This is a genomic window from Paenibacillus plantiphilus (genome assembly GCF_927798095.1).
GTDB classification, from domain to species: domain Bacteria; phylum Bacillota; class Bacilli; order Paenibacillales; family Paenibacillaceae; genus Paenibacillus_Z; species Paenibacillus_Z plantiphilus.
The window spans coordinates 97,565-123,894 of sequence record NZ_CAKMMF010000012.1; the positions used below are offsets into that span (position 1 = coordinate 97,565).

The following is a 26,330-nucleotide window of genomic DNA, read 5'->3' on the forward strand; positions in this document are numbered from 1 at the left end:
AAGGGGATAGCGGCTAAAGGAGCTGGAGGGAGTGTGCTGGGGGTGTTATTGCTCTTGCGCAGGGGATGTTTACAAACATTTAATCTACTTGGAACGTTCGCTTCACATTTGACTGGTACAATGGTCCTACTACCAGTATACAATACGATTCTTCGAGAGGGATAGCTGTGGAAGATATCGGTTATGGATTGTTAGATCGCAACATGATTCAACAGGTAACGGAGCGATGGCGTCACGGGGGTATCGGCATTGTTGTGCTTCAATTGCGGCATGTCAATGCCGCTGCGCTGGATGCGGTGCAGCTATGGATGTCTCAGCAATCTCGTTTGTTCTGGCGCTACCGTATGGAGAATGAATACTTTTTCTTCCTATGCCGGATCAAGTCAGATCGTCAAATGGGTCTGATTCTCAAGTCAGCCGTGTCCAGTCTGACAAACAGCCTACTGAATTCGGCACGTTCATCCGCTTCTCTTGCATCCACTGCCACTGAGGCTGGAGCTGAAGCTTCGGCAGGAGCGAAAGAGAAGCTCAAACCTTCTTTCACAATCGGGACTGCTTCCGCTTCTCCTTCTGGTATCGGCCGCTCTGCGGAAGCGATGATCTATCATGCGATTAGAGAGGCTATGCTTTCGATGCTTCATGCACGAATGAAGGAGGAGGATGCTGAGCAGCCTGGTATCGGGAATGGAGAAGCCTGGGAAAACGCTCAATGGAACAGCTCCATTGGAATCGGTGTCCTGGCAAAGGCTATTCCTACTTTCGGTATCCATGCGCCTGTGTCCAATGTAGCGAAGCTGTTCGAATCGAACACGCATGTTCAAGGCGCTGTTATTGTTCATCAAGGTCGGCCGGTCGGGCTTGTTATGAAGGAAAAGATGCATCAGATGCTTGCAGGACAGTTCGGCCTGCCTCTGTATTGGAACCGCTCCGTTGAGAAAATCATGGATGATGACTCGCTCGTCGTAGACGCGAATATTCCAGTTGAGCAGGTTGCTCAGCTTGCTATGGCTCGCGATATTTCCCGGCTGTATGATGTGGTGACGATCACACGAGACGGCAAGCTGCTCGGTGCTGCTTCGATTCGTTCAATTCTGGAATGGATAACGAATCTGCGCACGGAAGAGGCGCGTACTGCGAATCCGTTAACGGGCTTGCCGGGCAATGCCGCGATTCAACGGGAAATGAAGCAGAGGATTGAGTCGGGTGAGCCGTTCGCGGTTATTTATGCGGATTTGGACTATTTCAAGTGGTACAATGATTGCTTTGGTTTTAGTCAGGGGGATGCGCTGATACGCTACACGGCTACTGTTCTGCAGGATGTGACGGGCATGCTCGGCGCAAGCGGGGATTTTATCGGGCATATCGGCGGGGATGATTATATTGTTCTTACAAGCTGCAGTGTGGAAGAGACGGACAAGCTGTGCCGCAGTATGATTTGGCGGTTCAATGGAGGGATTAAATCCTATTATAACGGTATGGATGTAGCGAATGTTGTGGATCGAAGCGGCAACCGCATTGAACAGAACGGTGTGAGTATCTCGTTGTCTGTGGTCTATTGTGACGGCAGCAAGGATATTACGACTGAGCTCATCTCTCAAGCGGCGGCAAGGCTCAAGAAACAGGCCAAGCTTCTGAACGGCAGTGTATATGTAATGGGTGAGGTTGTTGAAAAGCATCTGGGAGAGGGACGAATAACTTGAGTGGATACAGCAGCATACTTGCAGCAGGCAGCAGCCTGCGCTCCGAACATAACGGACCAAGGGGCATTATTTATTTGGCATGGCATGGAAAGGCGTTGGACCGAATCGATGTTCGCAGCGCGATTCAGAGCAGCTGGAGAGATTGTGCGGAGCAAGCTATCGCTGAGCAAATGCACGGAGCACTAAGGGGCGCTTCATCCATATGGATGCGAGATGATCTGTATATCACTCTGCCGATTATTGGCTCGGATGATTTAGGCGTGGAGGAGCAACTGCTTGAGCTCGGATGCCGATTGCAGCAGGAATGGGAGGAACGCTTTTTCTTTGCTGCGCTTGGCGGGAGCGGCGAGTTATTGGATCTGCGGCTGCATGCGGGTATTTCTATTGTGGGAAACAATGGCGACACTGGACAAGTGGGTGACCTTTGGTATGAAGGGATGAAGCGCGCTATCGTTCATGGGCAATCGGTCTGTGCTGTTCAGCGAAGCCTGCAGCGCAAAGCTTTGGAAGGGATGATCAGGGGGCGGCTCATCACGCCTGTCTATCAGCCGATAATCTCGCTCAATAACGGTGCGGTCTACGGTTACGAAGCGCTGTCGCGCTGTCCTGAAAACCGTTGGTTTCAGGGACCGGAGCAATTGTTTTCTTTTGCCAGTGATGAAGGTATGGTGTATGCGCTTGACCGGCTGGCGCGTGAGCGAGCCATTGAGTGCAGTGCAGGTCTGTCCAGCCAGCAGAAGCTGTTCATTAATATTACAGCGCAAATTATGAATGATCCCTTCTTCACTCCCGGTCAGACGCTGCTGCTGCTTGAGAGGTATGGGCTTTCGCCGACTAATGTGGTGTTCGAAATTACGGAGCGCAGCTCCATTGAGGATTTTGGCGCGGCCAAGAGGACGCTGGGCCATTATCGGAATCAGGGCTATCAGATCGCGATTGACGATGCCGGAGCAGGGTATTCCTCGCTACAATCCATCGTGGAGCTTGAGCCGGACTACATTAAGATCGACCGGTCGCTTATACGGGATATCCATCGTGATGGGATGAAGGAGCATATTGTACATACTTTTATCGATCTGGCTGCCAAAATGGGTGTATCCCTCGTTGCGGAAGGCATTGAGACGGAAGCGGAGCTGCTGCATATGGAAGCGATGGGCGTGCACTATGCGCAAGGTTATTTTCTAGGCAAGCCGATGCTCGCGGTTGTGTAGCCAGAAACTGGCTTGGGACAGATGGATTCAAGCATTGGAAAATTATAGGCAAGCTTTCCTCTACGCTTAGGACGGTGTGGGAAAGCTTGTCTTCTTTATGCTATGATAGTTGGTAGGATGATCAAAGGTGAGGAGTGCCTCAGAATGGATAAATGGATTTTGATTGACGGCAACAGTATTGCTTTTCGGGCGTTCTATGCGATGCCTCCACTAACGAATTCTGCCGGGCTGCACACGAATGCCGCATTCGGCTTCACGACCATGCTGCTCAAGCTTCTTGAGGAGCATAAGCCGACCCATATGCTCGTTGCGTTCGACGCAGGCAAGGTAACCTTCCGCCATGAAGGATACAGCGAGTATAAGGGCGGACGCGCGAAGACACCGCCGGAATTATCGGAGCAATTCCCTGTCATTAAGGAGCTGCTGGGATCATTCGGCATTGCGCAATTCGAGCTGTCCGGCTATGAGGCCGATGATATTATAGGCACGTTGACCAAGCTTGCGGATGAGCAGAAGGTGAACACGCTTGTCGTAACCGGCGATAAAGATATGCTGCAGCTTGCCTCCGATCATGTCACGATTGCGCTTACCCGCAAAGGCGTTAGTGAGGTCGAGCTTTACAATCCGAGCGGCATTCAAGAGAAATATGGTTTGACTCCGCTGCAAATTATTGATCTCAAAGGTCTGATGGGCGACGCTTCCGATAATATTCCGGGCATACCGGGTGTCGGAGAGAAGACGGCGCTTAAGATGCTGCACGAGTACGGCTCCGTTGAGGAAGTGCTGAACCATATCGGTGACCTCAAGGGTAAAATGAAAGAGAAGGTCGAAGCGCATCAGGAAGACGCGCGCATGAGCAAGAAGCTGGCTACAATCTTCCGCGAGGTTCCGCTTGAGAACAAAGCGGAGGAACTGCTCTACAGCGGCTACGACAAGTCGCAGCTGGCGGATATGTTCCGCAAGCTGGAATTCAAGTCGCTTATTGAGCGGCTTGAATTGCCTGACGCGGGCGGGGATGCTGGCGATGGGAGCGGTGCAGGGGCCGTCGAGGCAACCTATGAGGTTGTCTCGGCCGCGGAGCTGTCGGCTTCGGAGCTGACAGACGCGCTTGCAAGCGCAGACAGCGTATATATTGAAGCAGCGGGCGAAAATCCGCATCAAGCGAAGCTGCTTGGTCTGGCGATAGCGGCTGGAGAGCGGGTCATCGTCGTAACGGCAGAGTCGTTGCTGGAGCCAGCCAGTGAGCGGATTCGCAGCTGGCTGGAAGATGCTGCGGCGCCTAAGCGCGGCTATGATCTTCATAAAGCCGATCTGACGCTTGGCAGGCTCGGCATCGAGCTGCGCGGAACGACGTTCGATGCGCTGCTCGTTGCATATTTGCTTGATCCGACAGAGTCGAATCAGACGGTCGCAACGCTTGCGCAGCGCTATCATCTGCCCGCTGTGCCGACAGATGAGGCCGTATACGGCAAGGGAGCGAAGTTCCAAGTGCCGTCCGAGGACGTGCTTGCGCGTCATCTGGCTGCGAAGGCAGATGCCATCGCCCGCCTCGTGCCGCTAATGGAGCGCGATCTGGAGGAGAGCGGGATGAGCAAGCTCTATCATGAGCTGGAGCAGCCGCTTGCTGTCGTGCTTGCAGGCATGGAGAAGCAGGGAATTAAGGTCAATCCCGAGACGCTGGAGGAGCTTGGCAAGGAGCTGAGCTTGAATATAGATCGTTATATGAGTGATATCTACACTCATGCCGGTATGGAATTCAATATCAACTCGCCCAAGCAGCTTGGCGAGGTGCTGTTCGAGAAGCTTGGCCTGCCTGCAATGAAGAAGACGAAGACCGGCTATTCCACGGATGCCGAGGTGCTGGAGAAGCTGGAGCCGTATCATGAGATTGTAAGGCTTATTCTGCACTATCGGCAGCTGTCGAAGCTGCAATCGACTTATGTTGAAGGTCTGCTCAAGGAGATTCGCCGCGAGACTGGCAAGGTGCATACCTACTACAGGCAGACGATTGCCGCTACTGGCCGGTTGTCCAGCCAATTCCCGAACCTGCAGAACATTCCGATCCGGCTGGAGGAAGGACGGCGGATTCGGAAAGCTTTTGTCCCGTCAGAGCCCGGTTGGTTGATTCTGTCGGCGGATTACTCGCAGATCGAGCTTCGCGTGCTTGCCCAAATCTCAGGCGATGAGAGGCTGAAGGAAGCTTTTATCCAGGATATGGACATTCATACGAAAACCGCGATGGACGTGTTCGGCGTAAGTAGCGAAGAAGTGGATGCCAATATGCGACGTTCTGCCAAGGCGGTTAATTTCGGGATCGTTTACGGAATAAGCGATTTTGGATTGTCCAACAACTTGAATATTACGCGCAAGGAAGCGTCGAAGTTTATAGAGCAGTATTTTGAAGTGTTCCAAGGGGTACGCGGTTATATGGACAATATCGTGATGCAAGCCCGTAAGGATGGCTATGTGACGACATTGCTGGAACGCCGCCGCTATTTGCCGGAAATCAATGCTTCGAATTTCAATTTGCGTTCGTTCGCCGAGCGGACGGCGATGAATACGCCGATTCAAGGGACGGCCGCAGACATCATCAAGCTGGCAATGGTCAGAATGGACGAGCAGCTTCGCGAGAAGGGCTTGCGCAGTCGGATGCTGCTTCAAGTACATGATGAGCTTGTGTTTGAGGTGCCGGAGGATGAGCTCGAAACGATGAAGAAGCTTGTGCCGGAAGTGATGGAGAGCGCGTTGAAGCTGGATGTGCCGCTCAAGGCGGATGTCAGCTACGGTGCGAATTGGTATGAATCCAAGTAAGACATCCCGCCAATGAATCGGGTATAATGGGGAAAGTACGGCGGGCTGATTGCAGCAGCGTCTGCAGCAGCCGGTTGTGGCGGAGGTGAGAGAATGCCGGAATTACCGGAGGTTGAGACCGTTCGGCGGACGTTGAACCAGCTTGTTGCTGGTAAGCGTATCGAACGGGTGACGGTGAGGCTGCCGCGAATCATTCAGCGGCCGAGCGAGCCGGAGCAGTTCGCCGCAGCGCTTGAAGGCCGTACAATAAGGACGGTTGAGCGGCGCGGGAAGTTTTTGCGTATTATGATGGAGGATCTGGTGCTTGTCTCCCATCTGCGAATGGAAGGCCGTTATGGCGTCTTTACGCAGGATGAGCCGATCGAGTCTCATACGCATGTTATTTTTCATTTCGATGATGGCACGGAATTGCGATATAAGGATGTGCGGCAGTTCGGGACGATGCATCTGTTCACGCCGGAGGAAGAGCTTGTGCTGCCGCCGCTGAACAAGCTGGGCATTGAACCGCTCGACGATGGATTCACTTTGAACGTGTTCAAGGAGAGGCTGGCCCGTCGAACGACGAGGATCAAGCCGCTCCTGCTGAATCAGGAATATGTTGTTGGACTGGGCAATATATATGTAGATGAAGCGTTATTCACGGCTGGCATTCATCCGGAGCGCACGGCGGATTCGCTGAAAAGGCCGGAGTGGGCGCGATTATACGAGGCTGTGCGCGCTACGCTCGCCAGAGCGGTAGAAGCAGGCGGTTCTTCTATCAAGTCGTATGTGAACGGCCAGGGCGAGATGGGAATGTTCCAGCATGAGCTTCTCGTATACGGACGGAAGAATGAGCCTTGCAGCCGCTGCGGCCGAGCCATTGAGAAGCTGGTTGTAGGTGGACGCGGGACGCATATTTGCACGAGCTGTCAGCCGCTGCCGAAGCAGCGCTCAGGTAACGCAGCTGAAATGAAGATGCACGATCGGGAGTAAGCCGCATATGATGTACCATTCATGGGCGAATGCACACCGCAGCTATCCATATTGGAACCGTGAGATGGATTGTATGACGGTTCAATAATGGCTTGCGTGTGAGCGGGTTTCGCCGTCATGGGAGGGACATTGGGTTGCTCACACAAGTTGCCTCATTGCTGCTGCTTGCATTCGCCGTCAGTCTGGACGGTCTTGGAGTCGGCGTCACCTATGGCCTGCGTCGTATTCGTATTCCGCTTCTGTCGGTCATTATTATTGTGCTTTGCTCTGGATTGGTCGTATGGATCTCGATGGGGATCGGTGCTGTGCTGGCTGATTACATGTCCCCGCAGATATCGAAGTGGATCGGCGCCGGTTTGCTTATTCTAATTGGCTGCTGGGCGTTGTATCAGCTGTGGAAGAGACGTTTTGACCGTTCGGAGGATAATGTCGAGGGGAATAATGATGGCCATGACCAGCCGAATGTGCCGAACACAGGTCTGGGCATACGGAGAACGGCGAAGACCATCCTGATCGTAGAGCTAAAGCGGCTTGGCCTCGTCATCCAGATTCTGCGCACACCGCAGATTGCTGACGTAGACCGTTCGGGAATTATTAGCGCGTCCGAGGCCGTATTGCTTGGTTTTGCATTATCACTGGACAGCTTGGGCGCAGGGCTGGGAGCGGCCATGATTGGCTTTTCGCCGCTGCTTACCTCTGCTGTTATCTCACTTGCGTGCGGCTTGTTCCTGCTCGGCGGGATGCAGCTGGGATTCCGGCTTGCGTCGATGAGGGGCATACGCACATTGTCTGTGCTGCCGGGTGTGATGCTTATTGTTATGGGTTTGATGAAGTTGATGTAGGAGTAGGTAGTACTAGGATAGGTCAGTAATGAGGTGAAGGAATGAAACTTGGTTTGACGGGCGGCATCGCTTGTGGCAAAAGTACGGTGTCGGCCATGCTCGTTCAGCGAGGAGCCAAGCTCATTGATGCGGACGCTGTCGCCAGGGAGGTCGTCCTTCCCGGCGAGCCGGCGCTGAACGACATTGTCGCTGCTTTTGGCGAGCAGGTTCTGAATGAGGATGGTACACTGGACAGGAAGAAGCTGGGCACAGTCGTGTTCGGCAATCGCGAGCAATTGGATAGACTGGAATCGATCCTGCATCCAGCGATTCGAAGCCGAATGTGGGACAAGATCAATAAATATGAGGCGGAAGATCCGAGCCAGCTGATCGTGGCCGATATTCCTTTGCTGTATGAGACGGGACAAGCTGGGCTGTATGACGACGTTATGGTTGTCTATGTGCCGAAGGCCGTTCAATTGGAGCGGCTCATGGCTAGAAGTGGTATGTCGGCTGAAGAAGCTGAGAAGCGGATTGCTCTACAGATGGATATTGAAGAGAAGAAACGACTTGCAGGAATTGTTATAGACAACAGCGGAACAATACAGGATACTAAGCGTCAAATTGATGGATTTTGGCGTAAGCAAGGGTTATCATGAGACGTCCGGCACGACGTTCGGCACGACGTTCGGCACGCAGGCGGGCGTTATTCTTCCTTATATTGCTCGTCCTTGTTGCTCTGCTCCTTGCAGTCCTGTTCTTGAAGCCGGATTGGATGGGCCGCTGGATGTATCCCATTCATTATAAGGAGGATATTCGGATCAGCGCAGAGAACTATGAGCTTGATCCGCTGCTCATAGCGGCTGTCATTCGAGTCGAGACGAATTATAGGCCTGAGGCGGTGTCAGGCAAGGGGGCAGTGGGCATCATGCAGCTCATGCCCGATACAGCGGAATGGATTATGAAGAAGGGCGGCTTTACTGCTGTTTCGCCCAAGATGCTGACTGCTCGCGCGGATATTAGCATTGAGCTGGGGTCCTGGTATCTGCGATCCTTACATAAGCAGTTCGACGGAAACCTGTATGCAGCGTTAGCCGCGTATAATGCAGGTCCGGGTACTGTAAAGCGGTGGATGAGCGAAGGCACTTGGGATGGCACATTCGAGACGGTGAAGGAAATACCGTACGGCGAGACGCGCCACTATGTACAACGAGTTATTTATTATTATAATAAGTATCAGAAGTATTACACGGAATTTTAATTTGCATCATAAGGAAGGAAGCCTTGGCCGACCACCTGTGAGGGCGATTGGCCAAAGCTTCCGTTATGAAGCCTTGTCATTATTTGAACTGTCCAGCAAGGGATTGCTCACCGATTTGTACCAGTTTACGAGTGATGTAACCCCCAAGGGAGCCAGCGTCACGCGTAGCCATGTTGCCATAGTAGCCATCTTGCGGGATGGCGATGCCCAGCTCTTGTGCGACCTCGTATTTCATTTGGTCGAGCGCTGCTGTAGCTTGTGGAACAACTAGTTGATTGCTGCTGCGATTTGAGCTCATTGTCTTTCACCTCCTTGCGGTTGGTAAAAGTATTATGTGCGAAAGCGGCAGTTTCATGACAGGGAACGTTTGGTAAAATGTAAATGGAGGATTATACGAACATGAAATGTCCATATTGCGATTACGCGGGGACGAAAGTGCTTGATTCCAGACCAGCGAATGAGAACAAATCGATACGCCGCAGACGGGAATGCGAGAAATGCACACGCCGATTCACTACCTTCGAAATGGTGGAGGAAACTCCGCTAATCGTTATTAAGAAGGATGGCAGCCGCGAGGAATTCAGCCGTGACAAAATGCTACGCGGACTTATTCGGGCTTGCGAGAAACGTCCCGTATCCGTCGAGCTTCTTGAGGTTATTGTCTCCGAGGTAGAGAAGGAAATTCGTACGACAGCGAACGCTGAGGTCGAGAGCCGCGCAATCGGCGAGATCGTTATGGAACAGCTCTATCCGATTGACGAGGTAGCATACGTTCGTTTCGCATCCGTATACCGCCAATTCAAGGATATCGACATGTTTATGAAGGAACTGAACAATCTGCTCTCCAAGCATCCGCTCGGAATCAACAAGAAGGATTGACAGCTCAGCTCTCCCTATGGTACGATCTTACTTGTCGTCACTAATCATGGGGCCTTAGCTCAGCTGGGAGAGCGCATCGCTGGCAGCGATGAGGTCAGGGGTTCGATCCCCCTAGGCTCCATACAAAAAGAACGTCACCACATTACGTGGTGGCGTTTTTTGTATGGATTGCCTAGGGGATATGAACCCCTATGGGTTCGCCCGCGCGGACGGAGTGGATGAATCGGCTTCGAAGGAAGACTTCAAATGGAGGAGCACGGCGTCTGAAACTACCGCTGGGATCTACTTCGGCGAATAGGCTTCTGCGAACATTTAATCAGGTTTCATACATCCCATGATGGGAAGACGAGCATGCGCGAAGTCGGATCTTCTAGGCTCCATACAAAAGAAACGTCACTACATTACGTGGTGGCGATTTTTGTATGGATTGCCTAGGGGAGATGAACCCCTATGGGTTCGCCCGCGCGGACGGAGTGGATGAAATGGCTTCGAAGAAAGACTTCAAATGGAGGAGCACGGCGTCTGAAACTACCGCTGGGATCTACTTCGGCGAATAGGCTTCTGCGAACATTTAATCAGGTTTCATACATCCCATGATGGGAAGACGAGCTTGTGCGAAGTCGGATCTTCTAGCTCCACCAAACTTACAAACAACGGTAGAGATGCCGTATTTATTGTTTAGTACGTTTAATTAAAAGCTGACAAATTTCGAGAAAAACCTTACAATTTATAGTAAAAACAAGTTGAAGGGGTTAGTAATTTGACAACTGGCAATGATAATTCTGCACTTGATAAAGTTATAGAACAATTAAAAGCTTCTGTGAATTTGATGGATGAAAAGAATCAATTACTTATGATTTCATGGCTAAGTTGTTACTCGGAGTATTTGAAACGGGAAGTAAGTTTCGACCCATTAACTGAAACGTTAAAATATGTGGCCGGGACAGTTTTATCAATAGAGTTGGGGTATAACCCAGGTTCAGAATTAGGAGGAAGCCATTACGCTGTAGTTATTGAAGATAATGCTAAAATTTCTCATACAGTTATGGTGGTTCCCTTAGGTTCTGAGAGAGCCAACAAAAAAGTGAATTGGAACGATGTTGATTTGGATGAGATACCTGAGATTAATGATCTTAGTGGATATCCGAAAGGCACAAAAAGTATTGCAAAAGTGAGTCAAATGAGAGCTGTCAGTAAATTAAGGATAAAGGCTCCTCTCAAGTCTAATGATCAAGTAATTATCATTCCTTCTCCAAAGTTACGCATGCTTTATGCAAAAATAAATCAGCGTTTTACCACTAAAGGATTAAATAGGTCTAGGTCTTAAAACATAAGATGAATTCACTGTGAAATTCACTGTTGCAAATCTGTGACACGTAGCATATACTGTGAATATCGATGTTTTACAACTCAGGTTCTCTTGAAGAGCCCATTGCAACAAATGCAATTTTATACTCAGGCTTCTGTGGGAAGCCCAAAAAAAGCCATCAGAGTACTCTGATGGCTTTTTTAATTAGAAGGCAAATTTGAATGCCAAAGGGGCATTTCAACTGGCGGCTCTGTCCTGCCGTCGCAGCTGCTCCCAGGCATTCTGGAATTGTATAGCATTGCCCAATGACCATCCGTGAGAGAGCGCATCGTTAACTGCGATGAAGTCACTCACCCGCTGTGTGTCCCCGTCCTGTTGGCTGAATGAAATGACGGTATTCAACCCGTTATGATATGATCATTTCGACATAGGCCTATTCAGTTCACTTCGGGAAAGGGTGAGTGATCATATTCACTTCAATTATTTCTACCAAACTTAACATCCCTCCAACCCAGCCTAAAATAATTTTTCGGACGCAATTGATAGCGCGGCTTAATGAAGGCTTATACCGTAAATTGACCTTGATATCGGCATCCGCTGGCTATGGCAAAACCACGCTGGCAAGCCAATGGTTATCCGGCTGTGATCGCAGGTCTGCATGGTTGTCGCTGGATGAAGGGGATAATGACCCCAACCGCTTTATAACCTATCTATTCGCGGCGCTGCATACAATTTCGGAGAATCTTGTGCGTGATGCTTCGATTTTGCTTCAATCCCCTCAGCGGCCGCCGATTGAATCCATCTTAGCAACACTAATAAACGATCTGGTGAAATTCTCTGAACCCTTCATCATCGTCCTTGACGATTACCATCTGATAGATGCAACATCAGTTCACGAAACGGTGGCCTTTCTGCTGGAGCACTTGCCGCCACACGTCCATATTGTTCTCCTGACACGCAGGGAACCTGATTTAGTTTTGTCCCGCTATCGGGTAAGGAATCAAGTAACTGAGCTTGGCGTCGCGGATTTGAAGTTTAATTATGCGGAGACTGCCGCATTTCTTCACGATGTGATGGATGTCAAATTGACCGTGGAAGCAGTGTCGTCGCTGGAGACCCGTACCGAAGGATGGGTTGCCGGTCTGCAAATAGCTGCCGTTTCTTTACACGGACACCCGGAAGCCGATGCCTTCGTGAAGTCGTTTTCTGGCAATCAGCGCTTATTGATGGATTATCTGATTGAAGAAGTGTTGCACAATCAGTCGGAAGCGTTGCAACAATTTTTACTCTACACGTCCATACTTGATCGGTTCTGCGGGCCTCTTTGTGATGCGTTGCTGCTTGATGCTTCGACTATTCCCTCAGATCAAGTTCTCGCATCTCTCGAACGCGCCAATCTATTTATTGTACCGCTTGACCGAGAACAACGCTGGTATCGGTATCACCATCTTTTTGCCGAATTGTTGCGCCAACGATTGCAGAAATATATTTCTGCTAGTAAGCTGGTGAGCGTGGATCAACTACATCAACGTGCCAGTGTATGGTATGAAAATAATGGCTTGACGTTGGAGGCTTTTCGCCATGCAGTTGCTGCGAACAATATCGAAAGTGCCGCCCGGCTTGTTGAAGGTGGAGGGATGCCCTTGCATCTTCAAGGTGAGGTTGCGCCTGTGTTGAACTGGTTGGAGACTCTCTCCAAAGCTGAGCTGGATGCGAAACCTGCGCTATGGGTGATATACGGCTCGGCCTTATTGATGGCAGGTAAGCCTACCGAAATCGAACCGAAATTGCTGGCAGCAGAAGCAGCCATGCAGCACTTGCAAGCAGATGCCAAAGGAAGTGACTACATCGGTTTAATTGCTGCTACTCGGGCCGCAATAGCTGCAATTGCGATAGGGGGACAACCGTCCGTTGCCGAGCACAAGCTGCAAACCGCCGAAGATGCGCTGCAGCTGTCAGAGGTGGGGGATAAAACAAATGATCTTGTGGGCCAAATCCTCCCAAGACATGCCGGTACGGCACTAGATTTGCAACAGGTGGATAACGTCATTGCACAATCGCGACGTGCTTTGGAATATCTTAATCCTCAATCCCTTCCAGTCCGGATTACAGCTTTATGGTTGTTGGGAGTTGCTTGCCAGCTGCGTGGAGATCGTGCTGAAGCAAGAGAAGCTTATACCGAAGTGCTGTCAATAAGCCGGAAGCTGGGCAGCAATGTGATTTCAATTATGGCGATCGTTGGTCAAGGCAACCTGTTCGAGGGTGATAACCGGTTATTCGAGGCGGAGGAACGTTACCGGAGCGCTCTGTATTTGAGCGGCGATCTGCCGCTGGCGGCTGTTTGCGAAGCACATATGGGTTTGGCTCGTATTTGCTATGAATGGAACGATCTTCAGAATGCCCTGCAGCATGTGCAGAAGTGTAGCCAAATGGCCAGGCAAGTGAACAGCAAAGACATGCTTGTAACCTGCGAGATCTATCTCGCCAGATTGAAGCTTGCCCAGCTTGATTGGGTTAACGCAGCTGTCATTCTAGCAGATACGAAACAATATGTCAGCGAAAATAGCCTGTTAAATCGTTTGCCTGATATCGCTGAACTTCAGGTGCTGGCAAAGCTCTGCCTTGGAGAATTAAAAGAAGCGAAGTATTTGGCGGAAATCCACCAGCTCCCGCTAAGTCTGACTCGTGTTCACCTGGCAAATGGTCATACAGCTTCAGCATTGTCTGAGCTGATCCCTTTTCGCGAGCAGGCAGAGGTAAAAGGTTGGCAGGATGAGCTTCTGAAAGCAATGGTTCTGCACGCGGTAGTGATGCATGCTCATGGGGAGGAGGAGCAGGCTGTTCAGCTGTTGCTTAAAGCGCTGGAGCTTGCTGAGCCAGGCGGGTTCATGCGTATCTTCATCGGTGAAGGGCAGACGATCGTCCTGTTATTGTCGGCAGCAGCAGCTCACGGGAGATGGACAGACTATATCCAAAAGCTGTTAGCTGCTTGTGAAGCGGAAAGCAATAGGAACTCAGACAAGCCTATTGTGCAGATAGAGCCATTAACCCAGCGAGAATTAGAAGTACTGAAGCTGATTACCGAAGGGCTATCGAATCGCCAGATAGGAGAGCGGCTTTTTCTAGCTTTAGATACGGTTAAAGGACATAATCGCAGAATATTTGAGAAGCTGCAGGTGCAGCGACGTACAGAGGCTATTGCACTCGCTCGAAAGTTAGGTTGGATCGAATAGCTCCCTGCTGAATGACGGTATAAGTGTAGCCCCATCTTTCTGTAAGATGGGGTTTTTTGATGTCATTAGAAAAACACTGCTATCCACACTTAAGTGTCTACACGTTCATTTCCGCTGTAGGTATACTGCAAATAAAAGAATGTAAATCAAAAAGGAGATAGGCGATGACAATTAACAAACGTACGGAAAGAACGGTAGCCGTATTATTCCTTTTGGCGACGGTTGCGTTTATGACTGGAAGCGGGCTTATAGACTCTGTGCTTAACCAACCGGACTATCTATCGCATCTCTATCCGAACAGGATGAAAGTGACGATTGGTCTGTTTCTGGAGCTGCTTAACTCCGCAGCAGTGGTCGGTATTGCGATTCTAATGCTTCCGATTCTGAAACAACATAATCAGCCAATTGCTTATGGCTACCTTAGCTCAAGAATCATAGAATCCGTGCTGCTTATTGGAGGAACCATCTGTCCAATACTACTCGTTGCTTTAAGTAAACAATATATCTCCGATGGGGGCGCAGCAAATTCACACTTCCCAATAATAGGTGATTTGATTTTAGTTGCACAAAATAATGCTTTTGAGCTGGCGATGATTGCTCTTAGCTTGGGCAGTTTGATGTTCTGTTATTTGTTATACCGCACGAGGCTGATTCCACGGACATTGTCTTTGTTGGGGCTTGTCGGATATATGGCTTTGCTCTTCAGCAGTTGTTTATCCATTATCGGACTTGACCCTGGCATGCTTCTGTTTATACCAGGAGGGCTGTTTGAGCTTATTTTTCCGATATGGCTGATTGTCAAAGGATTCGTACCGCGAAGTGATGGCAGTAATTAATCGGACACTGATTTCAACAAGACCATTGGAGAAGCTCCGCCAAATCCAGCATAATAATTGCTTTACAAGGCAGCTGATCGTGTTATATTATTTAATAGGACACCTAATGGTGTCGCATTCAATAATATAATGAAAGAGGGATCGCATGTTTATACTATCTATCGTTCTTCAAAGCTGGCTGCTCTTCTCCATGGCTTTCTTTGGCGGAAGCAAAATTGCAGGAGCCCAGCATCAGGTCGAGCTGTTTGATTCGATTAAGCTTCCTCAATGGTTTCGCGTCATTACGGGGTACGTTCAAATTGTTGGATGCATAGGACTCATTATCGGCTACTGGTATCCGGGGATTGCTGCATGGACCGGAATCGGAATTGGCATTATGATGCTAGTGGCGTGTCTCTCGCATATCAGAGTCCAACATCCGTTTGGAAAAATGTTCCCAGCCCTCTTGAATCTTGTAATCGCTGTTGCAATCGTATTATTAAATACAGATGAGCTGTCCCATCCTTTCGGCTAAGCTCAGCTCCAATGGGGGAGGTGCGAGCTTGCGCGAGTCGTATCTCCCTCCTGAAGGGACTATTTTCCGAGAAATTGTATAAAATGCCCTATATGTTCTCTCTACGAATTCTCTCTACGAATCCTCGATCTGCCCGGTAAAGCCCAGTTCTCCGTCAAGAAGTAAATAAGAGCTAAGAGCGGCAGAACGGTGCCAATAAGCGATGCTAGCATCCAGCCTCCCTGTGTATACATCCATCCACCTAAAGATGAGCCGATAGCCCCTCCTATAAAGAACATCGCCATGAAGAGCCCGTTCAGGCGTCCTCTGGCTTCACTCCCTAGTGAATAAATGGCCCGTTGGCTAATGACAAGATTTCCCGAAACGCTCATATCAAGTGTAATTGCAGTTATGAAGAGAAGGATCAGAGCGGGAGCAGAATGGCTATGGAACAAATGAATGAGTCCAAAAGACAAGACCGCCACAATTATAGCAAGCCCCGTCAACCTATTGCTCCAGCCTTTATCCGCATATCTTCCGGCAATCGGCGCAGCGACCGCGCCGTCCACACCAACAAGCGCAAACCATGCAATTCCGCTCTGGGACATTCCGTAAGCATCAGCCAAATGCAGGGGAACGACGGTCCAGAATAAGCTGAAGGCTCCAAATAAAAACGCTTGGTACAAGGCGCGACGTCGCAATACCGGCGTATGCCTGAATAAAGTGCCTAGCGAGAGTAGAAGTTGTCTATAGCGCACCGCAGGTGAGGGCTTCCGCACGGGAAGAACTCGCCAAAGCAGAATAGTCAACAGAGCCGTAACAATTGCAGATAGAACAAATATAGATCTCCAATCCCACAGACTGGCTGTAAAGCTTGCTAACGGCCGAGCTAACATGATTCCCAGCAACAGACCGCTCATTACACTGCCGACCACGCGGCCGCGCTGATCCTTGGATGCTAAAGAGGCAGCGAGGGGCACAAGAATTTGCGCCACAACTGATCCGGTTCCAATGAATAAGGATGCGATTAAAAATAATGGCGCATAAGGGGCGAACGCTGCTGTTAGCAGTGCTCCAACTGCAACTGTAAGCATAATAACGGTGAGGCGCCGATTTTCAACAATGTCGCTTAGCGGCACAATGAACAGCAGCCCAACTACATATCCGATCTGAGTAACCGTCACAATGAGTCCGGCTGTTGCAGAAGAAAGGCCAATTGCATCTCGAATCGGTCCTACCAATGTTTGAGCATAATAAAGATTGGCAACGATAAGTCCGCATGCGGCTGCGAGCAGCACCATCATCCAACGTGAAATACGACGGTCTTGATTACTTTGTTCATTGTGCATAATTACCCTCCTCAATTAAATACTCAACGTATAGTTTAATAATTTATGATTCAATCATATACTGAACGTATGGTTTTGTAAATAGCCTTTTCTAAAGTCGACTTATTTTGTATACTAAACGTATTGTTTATTTAGTGCTTCAGCAGGGCTGAGACTAAGGAGGATTCGTGTGCAGGGAAAAAGAGGGCGACCACGCAATGTGGAAACGCAAAACATCATCCTTTCCGTTTCTTATGAATTATTGTTGGAAATCGGATTCGGAGCCGTTACAGTTGAAAAAATCGCAGATCGTTCCAAGGTAAGCAAAGCGACGATCTATAAATGGTGGCCTAACAAAGCTGCAGTTGTGATGGACGGTTTTCTATCCGCTGCGACAATTAGATTGCCTGTGCCCGATACAGGTGCAGTGTTCCAGGATATTCTTGAACACGCCACGAATATGGCCCGGTTTATGGTAAGTCGTGAAGGCTTGATTTTTCTGGAGATTATCGGGGAAGGACAGGTTGATCCGGCTTTGGCTGAGGTCTACCGGACGCGCTATATACAGCCTCGCAGGCTGGAGGTTCATGGTATTATGAGTCGAGGAATGCAACGCGGCGAATTGAAGGAGAATCTCGATATCGCATTATGCACGGATCTTATATACGGGCCGATATTCTACCGCTTGTTAGTATCGGGTGATCCCATTGACGATGACTATGTCAAGCGGCTTGTAACCCATGTCTTTGATGGCATCCGATAGACTTCTTTGAAACTGCCGCTGCGATCCATTACGTCGATTAGGCTTCTGCGACGAGCATCATGCGAGTTATGTTCCGCCAGGCTCCACCAATATAACAAATGACCACGTCCATATAGACGTGGTTTTCTGTTGTGCGACTTCCCGCATCGGTCATGGCGTGCTGTTAGGTTTGAACCTCGACCGTGGTCTAGCTGAGGTGAAGTCCGCAGATGGATGCATTTGCGGTCATTATGGCTCTGCCGACAGGCGGCTATATGTATGGAATGGTTGTAAAGGCGCTGTCGAGCTCCCATCAGCAAATCCCGGATCCACAATGAATATGATCGAATCATTAAAAAGTGTAGAATGACCTCCTACTAAATTTTATGAACGAATCAGGAAGCCTAGACGAACGAGGTGAAGACGCCCTAATACCATAGTATAAGGGCGTCCATCGATGAAAGGAGAATAACGATTGCTTACTGTTTATGGGAAAGCCATGCCGCAAGCTCCTCAGTCTGCGAGAGAACTGCGATGGGATCATAGTACCAGGAGCGCTCTTCCTTCCACACATACATACGATCATTTTTGACGGCATCTAATGTATTCCAGAGTGGATCCCTCTTGTAATCTTCAAGCGTCCGTGAGTTTGAAGTTAGTATGATGTAATCACCTGCGTATTCTGCCAGCATTTCTTTTGATAGCTCCACATATTGTTTTTCCATAATTTCAGCTGAGATGCTTGAAGGCGGCTTGCGTCCTAGTGCCTGATAAATAGGCTGACCGCCCCGGCCAAAATTATCTCCATAGACATAGACGGCTTTTTCGACATCTTCGAAGATAGTAAAGGTAGCCTCAGGTGGAATCGCTTGATCTACTTGAGCTTTTGCCTTAGCTAGTCTTTCATCAAATGCTGCAAGCCAAGCCTCAGCCTCTTGTTCCCGGCCAAGCAGTTTGCCAAAGTAGGTCAATTCTTCCCGGGCGTTTTTCAACTCGCCATAAGGGATAGAGACAGTTGGAGCTGTTTTGGACAGATTCTCATATTTGGCTGGATCATTCTCCGCTGTGATGATTAGATCCGGCTCTAAATTAAGGACCATTTCTAGAGAAACGTTGCCATAGTCGCCGATATCCGCAACCCCTTCAAGCGCTTCGGCAAAATAGACATTTTTCAAATGCAGACCAGGTGTACCGATAGGCTTAACCCCCAGCGCAATCAATGAGCCTAGATAGTCATCTGTTACAATGCGCATCGGCTTGACAGGGATTTCAATGTCGCCATTCAGGGTAGTTACGATTTTAGTCGTTGCCGCTGTCGATACATCTTCAGAAGTATCCGACGAATCGGCTGTAGTTGAAGCAGTCGGCGAAACGGAATTGTCATTTGTTGCCTTTGAATCATTGTTTCCGCAAGCTGCTAGAAGCAGCACAATCAAGAGCAAAGCAAGCCCTGCATAAGAAAGATTCCATTTCCTTTGTTTCATCTGCATATATCCTCTCAATGTTTAATAATGAAAATGATAATCATCCTCACTTGATAACTGTAAGCTTGTATGCTTCCAATCGCCATGTCACAAAATGATATGACAGGATGGCATTTTATGATGCAAGGTTGGCTACTAATAGTTTCAGCTGTTGCAGGGTGGAATGAGGATCAAATCCATAGAAGAGATCGGCATGGTTCAGAATCACAACCCGGTGCTGCTTAACGGCCTCCATCGCAAGCCAGTCTGGTGAATGAAATAATCGTTCTGTCCGCGGGGAATGTGGCAGATCCAAGAGAACGATATAATCTGCGGGATAATTGCAAATCTGCTCCAGAGTGACTTGGAAATAACCGGCTGTATATATGCCTTCTTTGATTATTGCGTCAGGTATATCAAAACCAAGATCATCATACAGCACATGTCCACCCCGACCATAACGATTGCCAAACGTATAGGCTTCATTCTCTTGTAGTTCCCATATAATAAGGCTTCCACGACCGCCCAGTACTTTATCCAGCTGAATATTGGCAAGCTTGACTTGCATGTTATACTGCTCAAGCAGATTCTCTGCCTGCTGCTGCTTCCCGGCTACTTCCGCAATTTGACGAAACTGCTCACGCCAATCGAGCTTCATAAACGGCAGGGCGACTACGGGGGCAATGCTTCTCAGCTTCATGTCCTCGGACAATTTCTCGTAACCAATGATAACATCCGGCATCAGAGTCTGTACCTGTTCATAACAACCGTAGTTTCCATCCCACCTAAGCTCTTGTTCCTGATCGTTAGGAGCACTTGGATATTGGGCTTGCACATATGCGGAGTAGGCACCCATAATCGGTTCGGTTTGTAAGGTAAGCAACATCGCGGTATGGTTGTAGTTTGTCGATAGAATGCGTTTTGGCTTGTGAAGGAATGTCGTAGGAGCGATGCCAACCACTTGCTTAAATTTGCGGCTTAAGTAATAGCCGTCCTTGTAACCGACCTCTTGAGCTAGATCATGCAAGTTATTGGGAGTGCCTGTTAAAAGCTGTTGCTGCACATCTCTTATGCGCAGCGTGTTCATATAAGAGCTGAAGGTGCTGCCAATCTGCTTATGAAAAGTCCGAGAGAAATGCTCCGGGCTAATGCTTCCCAGCGCGGCAAGCTGCTCTCGTGTAAGCTCTTCCCGATAATGCAAATGGATATGGTTTAGCACGCTATGCAGCCAATCACTTCCCTGATAGATGGCTTTCTCCGATTCAAGCTGGATCTGTTCGATAAGTTCTAGAAATAGCCGCTGAGCTTGAAAGGGGTGCTTGGATCTCGACTGCCACGCTGTATACAACTCCAGAGCCAGCATAGCTGCACGATAAGAGCAGGAAAAGGGCAGCATACTACATGGCAGCGGCCTTGGGGCAGAGTGATTCAGTGTTGTATACGTGTATTCGATAAGGAATGCTCGTTGAGCCTGCGCCTCTATTAATTGAAGACTGAAGTCTTTATCGCATAACAACACCGAACGGCCTTGTAAAGACTGCTCGAACCCATTCACAACAAGTCGGATGCTGCCATCCATAATGACCAGCAAAAAAGGATAGTCACGGGTTGTTATAGGACCTCCAATAGAAAGGGCATCCAGTAAATTATGAATTTCAACAGGGAAATAATACGTATTGTCAGGCATCCCTGCTAGCTGCCTGCTGTTATTATTGTACATGAGGACACCTCTATCGTTCGATGTAATTGATAATGATTCTCAATATAAATTATAATCGATGCTTGATCTATATTCAAGCTAGGCTAAGAATGACTGCGATTGAACATCCGTTTTGTCCTCGTTGTGTTGCAGAGTGACAGTTTGTTTGGTGCACACTCTGCCAGCCATTAAGATTGAATTGACTTTCGACATATAGATGTCTAAAATTTTAATGGAATAATATTCACAATGAACAAAAAAATGAAATGGGGTTGGGCATGAAGGCAGAGCACAAACAAACTGCAGTACTGAACCTAGCATTACGCGGACTCATCGTCATCATCGGCGGATTTATTACCGCCTACGGACTTGAATCCGTATTAATACCGAACAACGTATCCGATGGTGGCGTGACGGGATTAAGCATCGTAGGGTCAAATCTTTTCGGGCTGCCATTGGGACTTCTGATCGCGATTCTTAATTTACCGTTCGTATATTTAGGATATAAGCAGATTGGAAAAAGCTTTGCGGTGTATTCCGTACTCGGCATAGCTTCGCTGGCCGTCGGGACCATCGTTATGCATCATATTACGCCGATCATCGAAGGCGATACGCTGCTCGTTACCGTAGTCGGAGGCATCATTATCGGATTGGGAATGGGACTCGCCCTGCGGAACGGAGGCGCGCTGGACGGGATTGATATGCTGGCAGTATTGCTTTCCCGGAAGCTGCCTTTCGGAACAAGCGATCTGATCCTGTTCTTGAACGTATTCGTATTCATCGTCGTTTCGGCTGTATTCGGGCTGAAAGGGGCCATATTGTCGGGAATTGCCTATTTTATAGCTTCGAAAGTGATACATATCGTTGAGGAAGGCTTGAGCGGAGCTAAATCGTTCAAAATCATAACCAAGTATCCTGATATCATGATTGAAAGCATTCGCATTCGATTGGGTCGCGGTGCTACGTATAGTACGGTGCAAGGCGGATATACGAATGAGCATTTCAAAGAAATCACATGCGTCATTAACCGATTGGAAGAACGGAAGATGAAGGAAATTATTAATGAAATTGACGAGGATGCTTTTATAATGGTATTCGAAGTGGCAGAAGTAAAAGGTGGAAGCTTTAAGAAGAAGGATATTCATTAAGAGTCACGGCGGCTTTGAATTCAGCCCCATAAGAGATGCAAAGGAACCTTCAATCCCACTATCTAAGTGGAGCTGAAGGTTCCTTTTTTGATCGAATATCACTTGCATAGCGCGAGCTGATCGTGGCAAGAATTCAATAAACTTCCTTCAATAGCTCATAAACCTCTTCGATCGTGAGACCAAAGGATTTGTAATACGAGGTGTCGGTGGCCATCTGCTGCAAGATCATTTCATTGCGTTTTTGAAGCATCTCGCGTGGCGAGAGCTCGGATATGAAACATCCTTTGCCGGTTACGGTGTAAATCAGACCGAGCCGTTCGAGCTCTTCCCACGCTTTTTTTACGGTAATGATACTAACACGAAGCTCCGTGGCCGCTTGTCGTATCGGTGGCAAGCTATACCCGTTTTCTAGCTCACCCTTGAGAATTTGTGCGCTGATTTGTTCAAAAAGCTGCTGGTAAATCGGTTTATCAGAGGTGTTCGAAATCGCAATGTTCATTATATTTCCACTTTCTCAAACCGTTTGATGGCAATATGATAAGCGATAATCGTAAATATCGCAAATATCCCGATGCCCATGATCAGAATCGATAAGTGGGTTCCCAAACGATCAGTACCCGTTCCTTTGAACAGATCATACACGTACGAATTCTGTATGCCGAGCCATTCTGCGCCTCCAGCAAACAGCATCACAGCTGTAATGGATGCAACCGTTGCTGCGCCGTATTTAAACGCTGTTTTATAATACATGGATATAAGGATAATGTTGAAGATCGCAAGCATGACGAAACATAGTCCCCAGAAACCTAAGGTTGGTTTGAAGAAATAGTAGGTCAGATCCGGATACAAGCGAATAGTAATCATGCCATACAGCATTGCGACAACGATATGGATGAGTTCCAGGATTACAATAACGGATACCTTCGCTTTTACAATATCCCTTTTGGTTACCGGCAGCATGCCTGTAAATATCAAATCATTCTGAGATTTATACCCTGCAAACATATTCGGTACCGTGAGAAAACAGAAGTAAAGGACGACAAGGAAATATAACCATCCGGGGATGAGCATTAACGCGCCTGTCAAAAACGGCAGGATATAAAAGAAAGGACTTACGCCCAGCTTTAATTCTTTCATTAGCAGGTTATACATGCGAATCCTCCTTTTTCGAGAAATAGATCATAATCTCCTCAAGATTAGGCAGGGTTGACTTGATATCCAAGGATGGATCAAGGTCAATGGTATGGATTAAGCCCGTAAAGCCAAATGAATTCTTTTTGTAGGCAATTAACTGGTCCTTGATGGAATCCAGTTGCTCTAATTTCCCGTTGATCAGGCGATAGGTATCTATAAAGTCTTCTTTCTCAGAGCTGTTAATTATTTGCCCGTTATCGATAAACGTAATATAATCCGCGCATTTCTCCAAGTCGGTTGTAATATGAGTCGAGAACAGGATGCTGATCTCCCCATCCTCCACCAGCTCCTGAAAAATATCCAACAGATTGTCTCTTGCAACCGGATCAAGTCCGCTTGTAGGCTCATCCAGAATAAGAAGCTTTGCGCCGTGCGATAAAGCAAGAGCCAAGCTGTATTTCACTTTCATTCCGGTTGACAATTCAGCTATTTTTTTATTCTCATTCAAATTAAATCTCCGCAGGTAATTGTGATAAGCTTCATCATCCCAGTTGCGATAAAAACTTTTGATTACGTTCGTTAACGTTTTGATTTTGTTGCGCGTATAGAAATGGATGTCTCCGAATGTAAAGCCAATTTCCTGCTTCAACTCGATTTCGTGCTTCTTCATTTCCTTGCCCAAAATATGGATCTCGCCGCTATCTATACGAGTCAAATTCAAAATGGATTTGATTGTAGTTGTTTTTCCCGCACCGTTGGCTCCGATAAATCCCATAATATAACCCTTTTTCATTTGGAAAGATACGTTCTTTAATTGAAAATGCTCGTATTTTTTATTTAGATTTTTAATATCCAATGCCAGCATAGCGTGCCCTCCATTCCAAAATTGTGTATATCGTGCATGCACAATATATCATTGGGACAATTGTTAAGTCAATGGTTTTTAGCAATTTGGGAAGTGAAAATTGACGGGGGAGCGTTGACTGAAACATCAGTACCTATTTTCTGGTAAAATAGATTTCATGTCAGATGCTGAACTGGAGGGGACCCAATGATTTACCTGCGGAGCTTTATGCTTTCTTCCTATATAGATCGCAATCCGAATATTTATCCGGATCATGTATTCAAGCACATTGCAGGAGAGACGCTGTTCTTGAATCGAATCACCGTATTATATGGCAGCAACGGCTCGGGCAAATCCACCCTGCTGAATCTGATCGCCAATAAATTGGGCATGCTTGGCTCTGAGAAAATGGCGAGTTTTGAGTACAGCGAGTACGTGCGGCGTTTTCTCGATTGGAGTCGTTACCAGTTGGGAAGCGACAGGCATGAGGAGGAGATTAGGCAGTTGCCTGAAGGCAGCCGATATATTAAGTCAGAGGATATTTTGTACGAGATCAAGAAGATCCAGCAAGAGGCTGTACTTCGCGAGGGGATATTGTATGAGCAGAGAAGCAAGGGAATGACACAAGAACAGGTGTCGCAATACGCAAGCTCACATGAGTTTAAGAAGAAGATGGGCATTATTCAATATTCACAAGAGAAATATTCCAATGGAGAAACCTCCATACAATTTTTTGAGGAGTACCTTCTTCCAGGCAAGCTGTATTTGCTGGATGAGCCTGAAACCTCGCTATCTCCAGCCAATCAAATCAGGTTGGCCGAGCAGATTAACGAACTGGCACGATTTTTTGACAGTCAGTTCATTATTGCCTCACATTCCCCTATTATGCTGGGTACTTTGCAGGCCAAAATCTATAATCTGGATAGAAGCCCGCTGCAAACAGCAGAATGGTATGAACTGGATAATGTACGGTTTTTCTATCAGTTTTTTCATAAGCACAAATCGTTGTTCGAGTGACCTACAAGTATTAAATTGAACAAGCCGATCCACTGAACCTGGAGGATTCCGTGCCCCTAATAACGCAGTATAATATCTTCAGCAAAGAAACATCTCCTAGTTTTTTTCGAAGCATTGGAGTACCTTCGTGACAAAGGCCCATTCCGTTGGGGCTAACAGTGCAGCGATAGCTCGGAGATGTTGATCAACAGAAAACTTTGGATAATGAGTTGATTGCAGGAGTGAAAGAGTTTTTCAAAATATTGTTATTTTTGGTTTATGAGTTGGAGGAAAAAAACAAGGTTTGTTAGAGTCATTTCGAACAGCATCGAATGTAATAAATAAAGAATAATTTAGGCTGCCCCAGGAGAGGGCAGTTTCAGCCAAACCGCATTCATGCTTTGGGCTGAGCCCTCGTTCACGAGACTAGATGTTGCAGGCAACCTCTAAATTCGTTTCGTTGCCGAAGCTCCCGCCGCGGTGAACCGTACCATAAGCAACGGCGAAATGAATCACTCCTTTTACAATTGTTATGGTACATTTGTATGCAATAAGACTTATAACGAAATTAAGTTATTGATATATCGCGCCAAGGACATATTATGAAACAATGCTTTAATAAAGGAGTTGTGTCAAATGAATAAGTATAAAAGTACAGAAATGAAACGTTCTTCTAAAGCAGAAAACATTCTACCACAGATCAATAGTAAAACTAAGCTAGGCGACTTACGAAAAATCGCGAAGGATATTAAAATAGATCACGAACTAGCTATGGAGCTTTGGTCAACCGAAGAGTTTTTGCCCAGACTATTGGCAATCTTAATTATGGACAAAAAACTTCTTTCAGAAGATGTTCTAAATGGGCTTGATAAGGATATGCAGATTCACACATTCGATGAGCGAAATAACTTAATGGATTGGTTAATGGCTAATCAGCTCACCAAAGACAAGAAGAACATTGCATTGATGGAGTTATGGGGAAATAGTCCATCTGCTCTTCAAAGGCGAGCCTTCTGGTATTATAAAGGGCGATTGAGATGGACAGGGCAAACACCGCCTGATAACACCGAAGACTTACTATCTGCAATTGAAGCTAATATTACGCAGGAAGAACCGGAAGTTCAATGGGCTATGAATTTCACCGCAGGCTGGATAGGCGTTTATGATCAAAAGAATCGAGCACGTTGTATTAAACTTGGTGAGAAAACGGGTCTTTATAAAGATGAAATGGTATCAAAGGGCTGTACTCCCAATTATTTGCCGGAGTTCATTGCGATTGAAGTTAACAAACGAAATAAGAATTAGTTACCCCTGAAAAATTCATTAGTGTTTAGTGTTTGATGTAAAAATAAAGGAATTTAAAGCCTTAATATGGACAAAGGATCTGAAGGTAAGCTTCCAGATCCTTTTTGCTTAAAGAATTTCGCCTCTAGAATGATACGGTGAACCA

Annotated in this window: 23 protein-coding genes and 1 tRNA gene; 17 read left to right on the forward strand and 7 right to left on the reverse strand. The window is 47.7% G+C overall.

Translation table 11 applies throughout. The features are described from left to right. Nucleotides 1-167 precede the first annotated feature (167 nt). The 7 genes from L6H65_RS12470 (at nucleotide 168) to L6H65_RS12500 (ending at nucleotide 8,776) form a co-directional block, all read left to right on the forward strand. The gene (locus tag L6H65_RS12470) at nucleotides 168-1,700 is read left to right on the forward strand and encodes a GGDEF domain-containing protein (protein ID WP_236342863.1); all 1,533 of its coding nucleotides are present in this window, start codon (nucleotides 168-170) and stop codon (nucleotides 1,698-1,700) included. After that, nucleotides 1,697-2,911 (forward strand): EAL domain-containing protein, encoded by a 1,215-nt coding sequence (locus L6H65_RS12475; RefSeq protein ID WP_236342864.1) that lies wholly within the window; start codon nucleotides 1,697-1,699, stop codon nucleotides 2,909-2,911. The genes L6H65_RS12470 and L6H65_RS12475 overlap by 4 nt, the downstream gene beginning before the upstream one ends. Before the next feature lie 144 nt (nucleotides 2,912-3,055). After that, nucleotides 3,056-5,722, forward strand: a complete 2,667-nt coding sequence (gene polA / locus L6H65_RS12480; RefSeq protein WP_236342865.1) for a DNA polymerase I — start codon at nucleotides 3,056-3,058, stop codon at nucleotides 5,720-5,722. A 93-nt stretch (nucleotides 5,723-5,815) separates the two neighbouring features. Beyond that, entirely contained in the window at nucleotides 5,816-6,694 is an 879-nt protein-coding gene (gene mutM, locus L6H65_RS12485) for a DNA-formamidopyrimidine glycosylase (RefSeq protein WP_236342866.1), read from the forward strand. Between the two features lie 134 nt (nucleotides 6,695-6,828). Then, nucleotides 6,829-7,536: a sporulation membrane protein YtaF gene (gene ytaF / locus L6H65_RS12490; protein ID WP_236342867.1), complete on the forward strand. Its 708-nt coding sequence runs from the start codon at nucleotides 6,829-6,831 to the stop codon at nucleotides 7,534-7,536. A 41-nt stretch (nucleotides 7,537-7,577) separates the two neighbouring features. Next, nucleotides 7,578-8,174: a dephospho-CoA kinase gene (gene coaE, locus L6H65_RS12495; protein WP_236342868.1), complete on the forward strand. Its 597-nt coding sequence runs from the start codon at nucleotides 7,578-7,580 to the stop codon at nucleotides 8,172-8,174. Continuing rightward, nucleotides 8,171-8,776 carry a lytic transglycosylase domain-containing protein gene (locus L6H65_RS12500; protein WP_236342869.1) on the forward strand — a complete coding sequence of 202 codons (606 nt, stop codon included), beginning with the start codon at nucleotides 8,171-8,173 and terminating at the stop codon, nucleotides 8,774-8,776. Before coaE ends, L6H65_RS12500 begins: the two co-directional genes overlap by 4 nt. A 79-nt stretch (nucleotides 8,777-8,855) precedes the next feature. Here the strand turns inward: L6H65_RS12500 and L6H65_RS12505 are convergent, their stop codons facing one another. Beyond that, nucleotides 8,856-9,074, reverse strand: a complete 219-nt coding sequence (locus tag L6H65_RS12505) for an alpha/beta-type small acid-soluble spore protein (protein ID WP_219873908.1) — start codon at nucleotides 9,072-9,074, stop codon at nucleotides 8,856-8,858. A 101-nt stretch (nucleotides 9,075-9,175) separates the two neighbouring features. Between L6H65_RS12505 and nrdR the strand changes: the two genes are divergently transcribed. From nrdR to L6H65_RS12535, 6 genes are all read left to right on the forward strand, one after another. Then, a complete protein-coding gene (gene nrdR, locus L6H65_RS12510) occupies nucleotides 9,176-9,655 on the forward strand; it encodes a transcriptional regulator NrdR (RefSeq protein ID WP_236342870.1) in 480 nt (159 codons plus the stop codon). A 48-nt stretch (nucleotides 9,656-9,703) separates the two neighbouring features. Next, nucleotides 9,704-9,776: transfer RNA gene (locus L6H65_RS12515), tRNA-Ala, on the forward strand. Between the two features lie 639 nt (nucleotides 9,777-10,415). After that, nucleotides 10,416-10,982 (forward strand): type II toxin-antitoxin system PemK/MazF family toxin, encoded by a 567-nt coding sequence (locus tag L6H65_RS12520; RefSeq protein WP_236342871.1) that lies wholly within the window; start codon nucleotides 10,416-10,418, stop codon nucleotides 10,980-10,982. Between the two features lie 443 nt (nucleotides 10,983-11,425). Then, on the forward strand, nucleotides 11,426-14,197 hold the full coding sequence (locus L6H65_RS12525; protein WP_236342872.1) for a winged helix-turn-helix domain-containing protein: 2,772 nt from the start codon (nucleotides 11,426-11,428) through the stop codon (nucleotides 14,195-14,197). A gap of 164 nt (nucleotides 14,198-14,361) precedes the next feature. Continuing rightward, nucleotides 14,362-15,033 (forward strand): DUF4386 domain-containing protein, encoded by a 672-nt coding sequence (locus tag L6H65_RS12530; protein ID WP_236342873.1) that lies wholly within the window; start codon nucleotides 14,362-14,364, stop codon nucleotides 15,031-15,033. Nucleotides 15,034-15,178: 145 nt separating this feature from the next. After that, nucleotides 15,179-15,547, forward strand: coding sequence for a DoxX family protein (locus tag L6H65_RS12535; RefSeq protein ID WP_236342874.1), 369 nt, complete (start codon nucleotides 15,179-15,181; stop codon nucleotides 15,545-15,547). 101 nt (nucleotides 15,548-15,648) lie between these two features. Here L6H65_RS12535 and L6H65_RS12540 read toward each other — a convergent pair whose 3' ends face one another. Further along, entirely contained in the window at nucleotides 15,649-16,875 is a 1,227-nt protein-coding gene (locus L6H65_RS12540; RefSeq protein ID WP_236342875.1) for an MFS transporter, read from the reverse strand. 169 nt (nucleotides 16,876-17,044) lie between these two features. Between L6H65_RS12540 and L6H65_RS12545 the strand changes: the two genes are divergently transcribed. Further along, complete coding sequence (locus L6H65_RS12545; RefSeq protein ID WP_236342876.1) at nucleotides 17,045-17,617, forward strand: TetR/AcrR family transcriptional regulator; 573 nt, start codon at nucleotides 17,045-17,047, stop codon at nucleotides 17,615-17,617. Between the two features lie 458 nt (nucleotides 17,618-18,075). Here the strand turns inward: L6H65_RS12545 and L6H65_RS12550 are convergent, their stop codons facing one another. Next, nucleotides 18,076-19,080 carry an ABC transporter substrate-binding protein gene (locus L6H65_RS12550; protein ID WP_307728339.1) on the reverse strand — a complete coding sequence of 335 codons (1,005 nt, stop codon included), beginning with the start codon at nucleotides 19,078-19,080 and terminating at the stop codon, nucleotides 18,076-18,078. A gap of 115 nt (nucleotides 19,081-19,195) precedes the next feature. Beyond that, a complete protein-coding gene (locus L6H65_RS12555) occupies nucleotides 19,196-20,779 on the reverse strand; it encodes an AraC family transcriptional regulator (RefSeq protein ID WP_236342878.1) in 1,584 nt (527 codons plus the stop codon). A 257-nt stretch (nucleotides 20,780-21,036) separates the two neighbouring features. Here L6H65_RS12555 and L6H65_RS12560 point away from each other — a divergent pair, with 257 nt between their 5' ends. Next, a complete protein-coding gene (locus L6H65_RS12560; protein WP_236342879.1) occupies nucleotides 21,037-21,906 on the forward strand; it encodes a YitT family protein in 870 nt (289 codons plus the stop codon). A gap of 133 nt (nucleotides 21,907-22,039) precedes the next feature. Here the strand turns inward: L6H65_RS12560 and L6H65_RS12565 are convergent, their stop codons facing one another. From L6H65_RS12565 to L6H65_RS12575, 3 genes are read right to left on the reverse strand one after another with little or no spacing between them, the layout of a single operon-like run. Continuing rightward, on the reverse strand, nucleotides 22,040-22,405 hold the full coding sequence (locus L6H65_RS12565) for a GntR family transcriptional regulator (RefSeq protein ID WP_236342880.1): 366 nt from the start codon (nucleotides 22,403-22,405) through the stop codon (nucleotides 22,040-22,042). Then, nucleotides 22,405-23,058, reverse strand: a complete 654-nt coding sequence (locus L6H65_RS12570; RefSeq protein ID WP_236342881.1) for an ABC-2 transporter permease — start codon at nucleotides 23,056-23,058, stop codon at nucleotides 22,405-22,407. Before L6H65_RS12570 ends, L6H65_RS12565 begins: the two co-directional genes overlap by 1 nt. Beyond that, nucleotides 23,051-23,905, reverse strand: coding sequence for an ABC transporter ATP-binding protein (locus L6H65_RS12575; RefSeq protein ID WP_236342882.1), 855 nt, complete (start codon nucleotides 23,903-23,905; stop codon nucleotides 23,051-23,053). The genes L6H65_RS12570 and L6H65_RS12575 overlap by 8 nt, the downstream gene beginning before the upstream one ends. A 186-nt stretch (nucleotides 23,906-24,091) precedes the next feature. Between L6H65_RS12575 and L6H65_RS12580 the strand changes: the two genes are divergently transcribed. Continuing rightward, entirely contained in the window at nucleotides 24,092-24,901 is an 810-nt protein-coding gene (locus L6H65_RS12580; RefSeq protein ID WP_236342883.1) for an AAA family ATPase, read from the forward strand. A 615-nt stretch (nucleotides 24,902-25,516) separates the two neighbouring features. After that, nucleotides 25,517-26,185, forward strand: coding sequence for a DNA alkylation repair protein (locus tag L6H65_RS12585; protein ID WP_236342884.1), 669 nt, complete (start codon nucleotides 25,517-25,519; stop codon nucleotides 26,183-26,185). Nucleotides 26,186-26,330 lie beyond the last annotated feature (145 nt).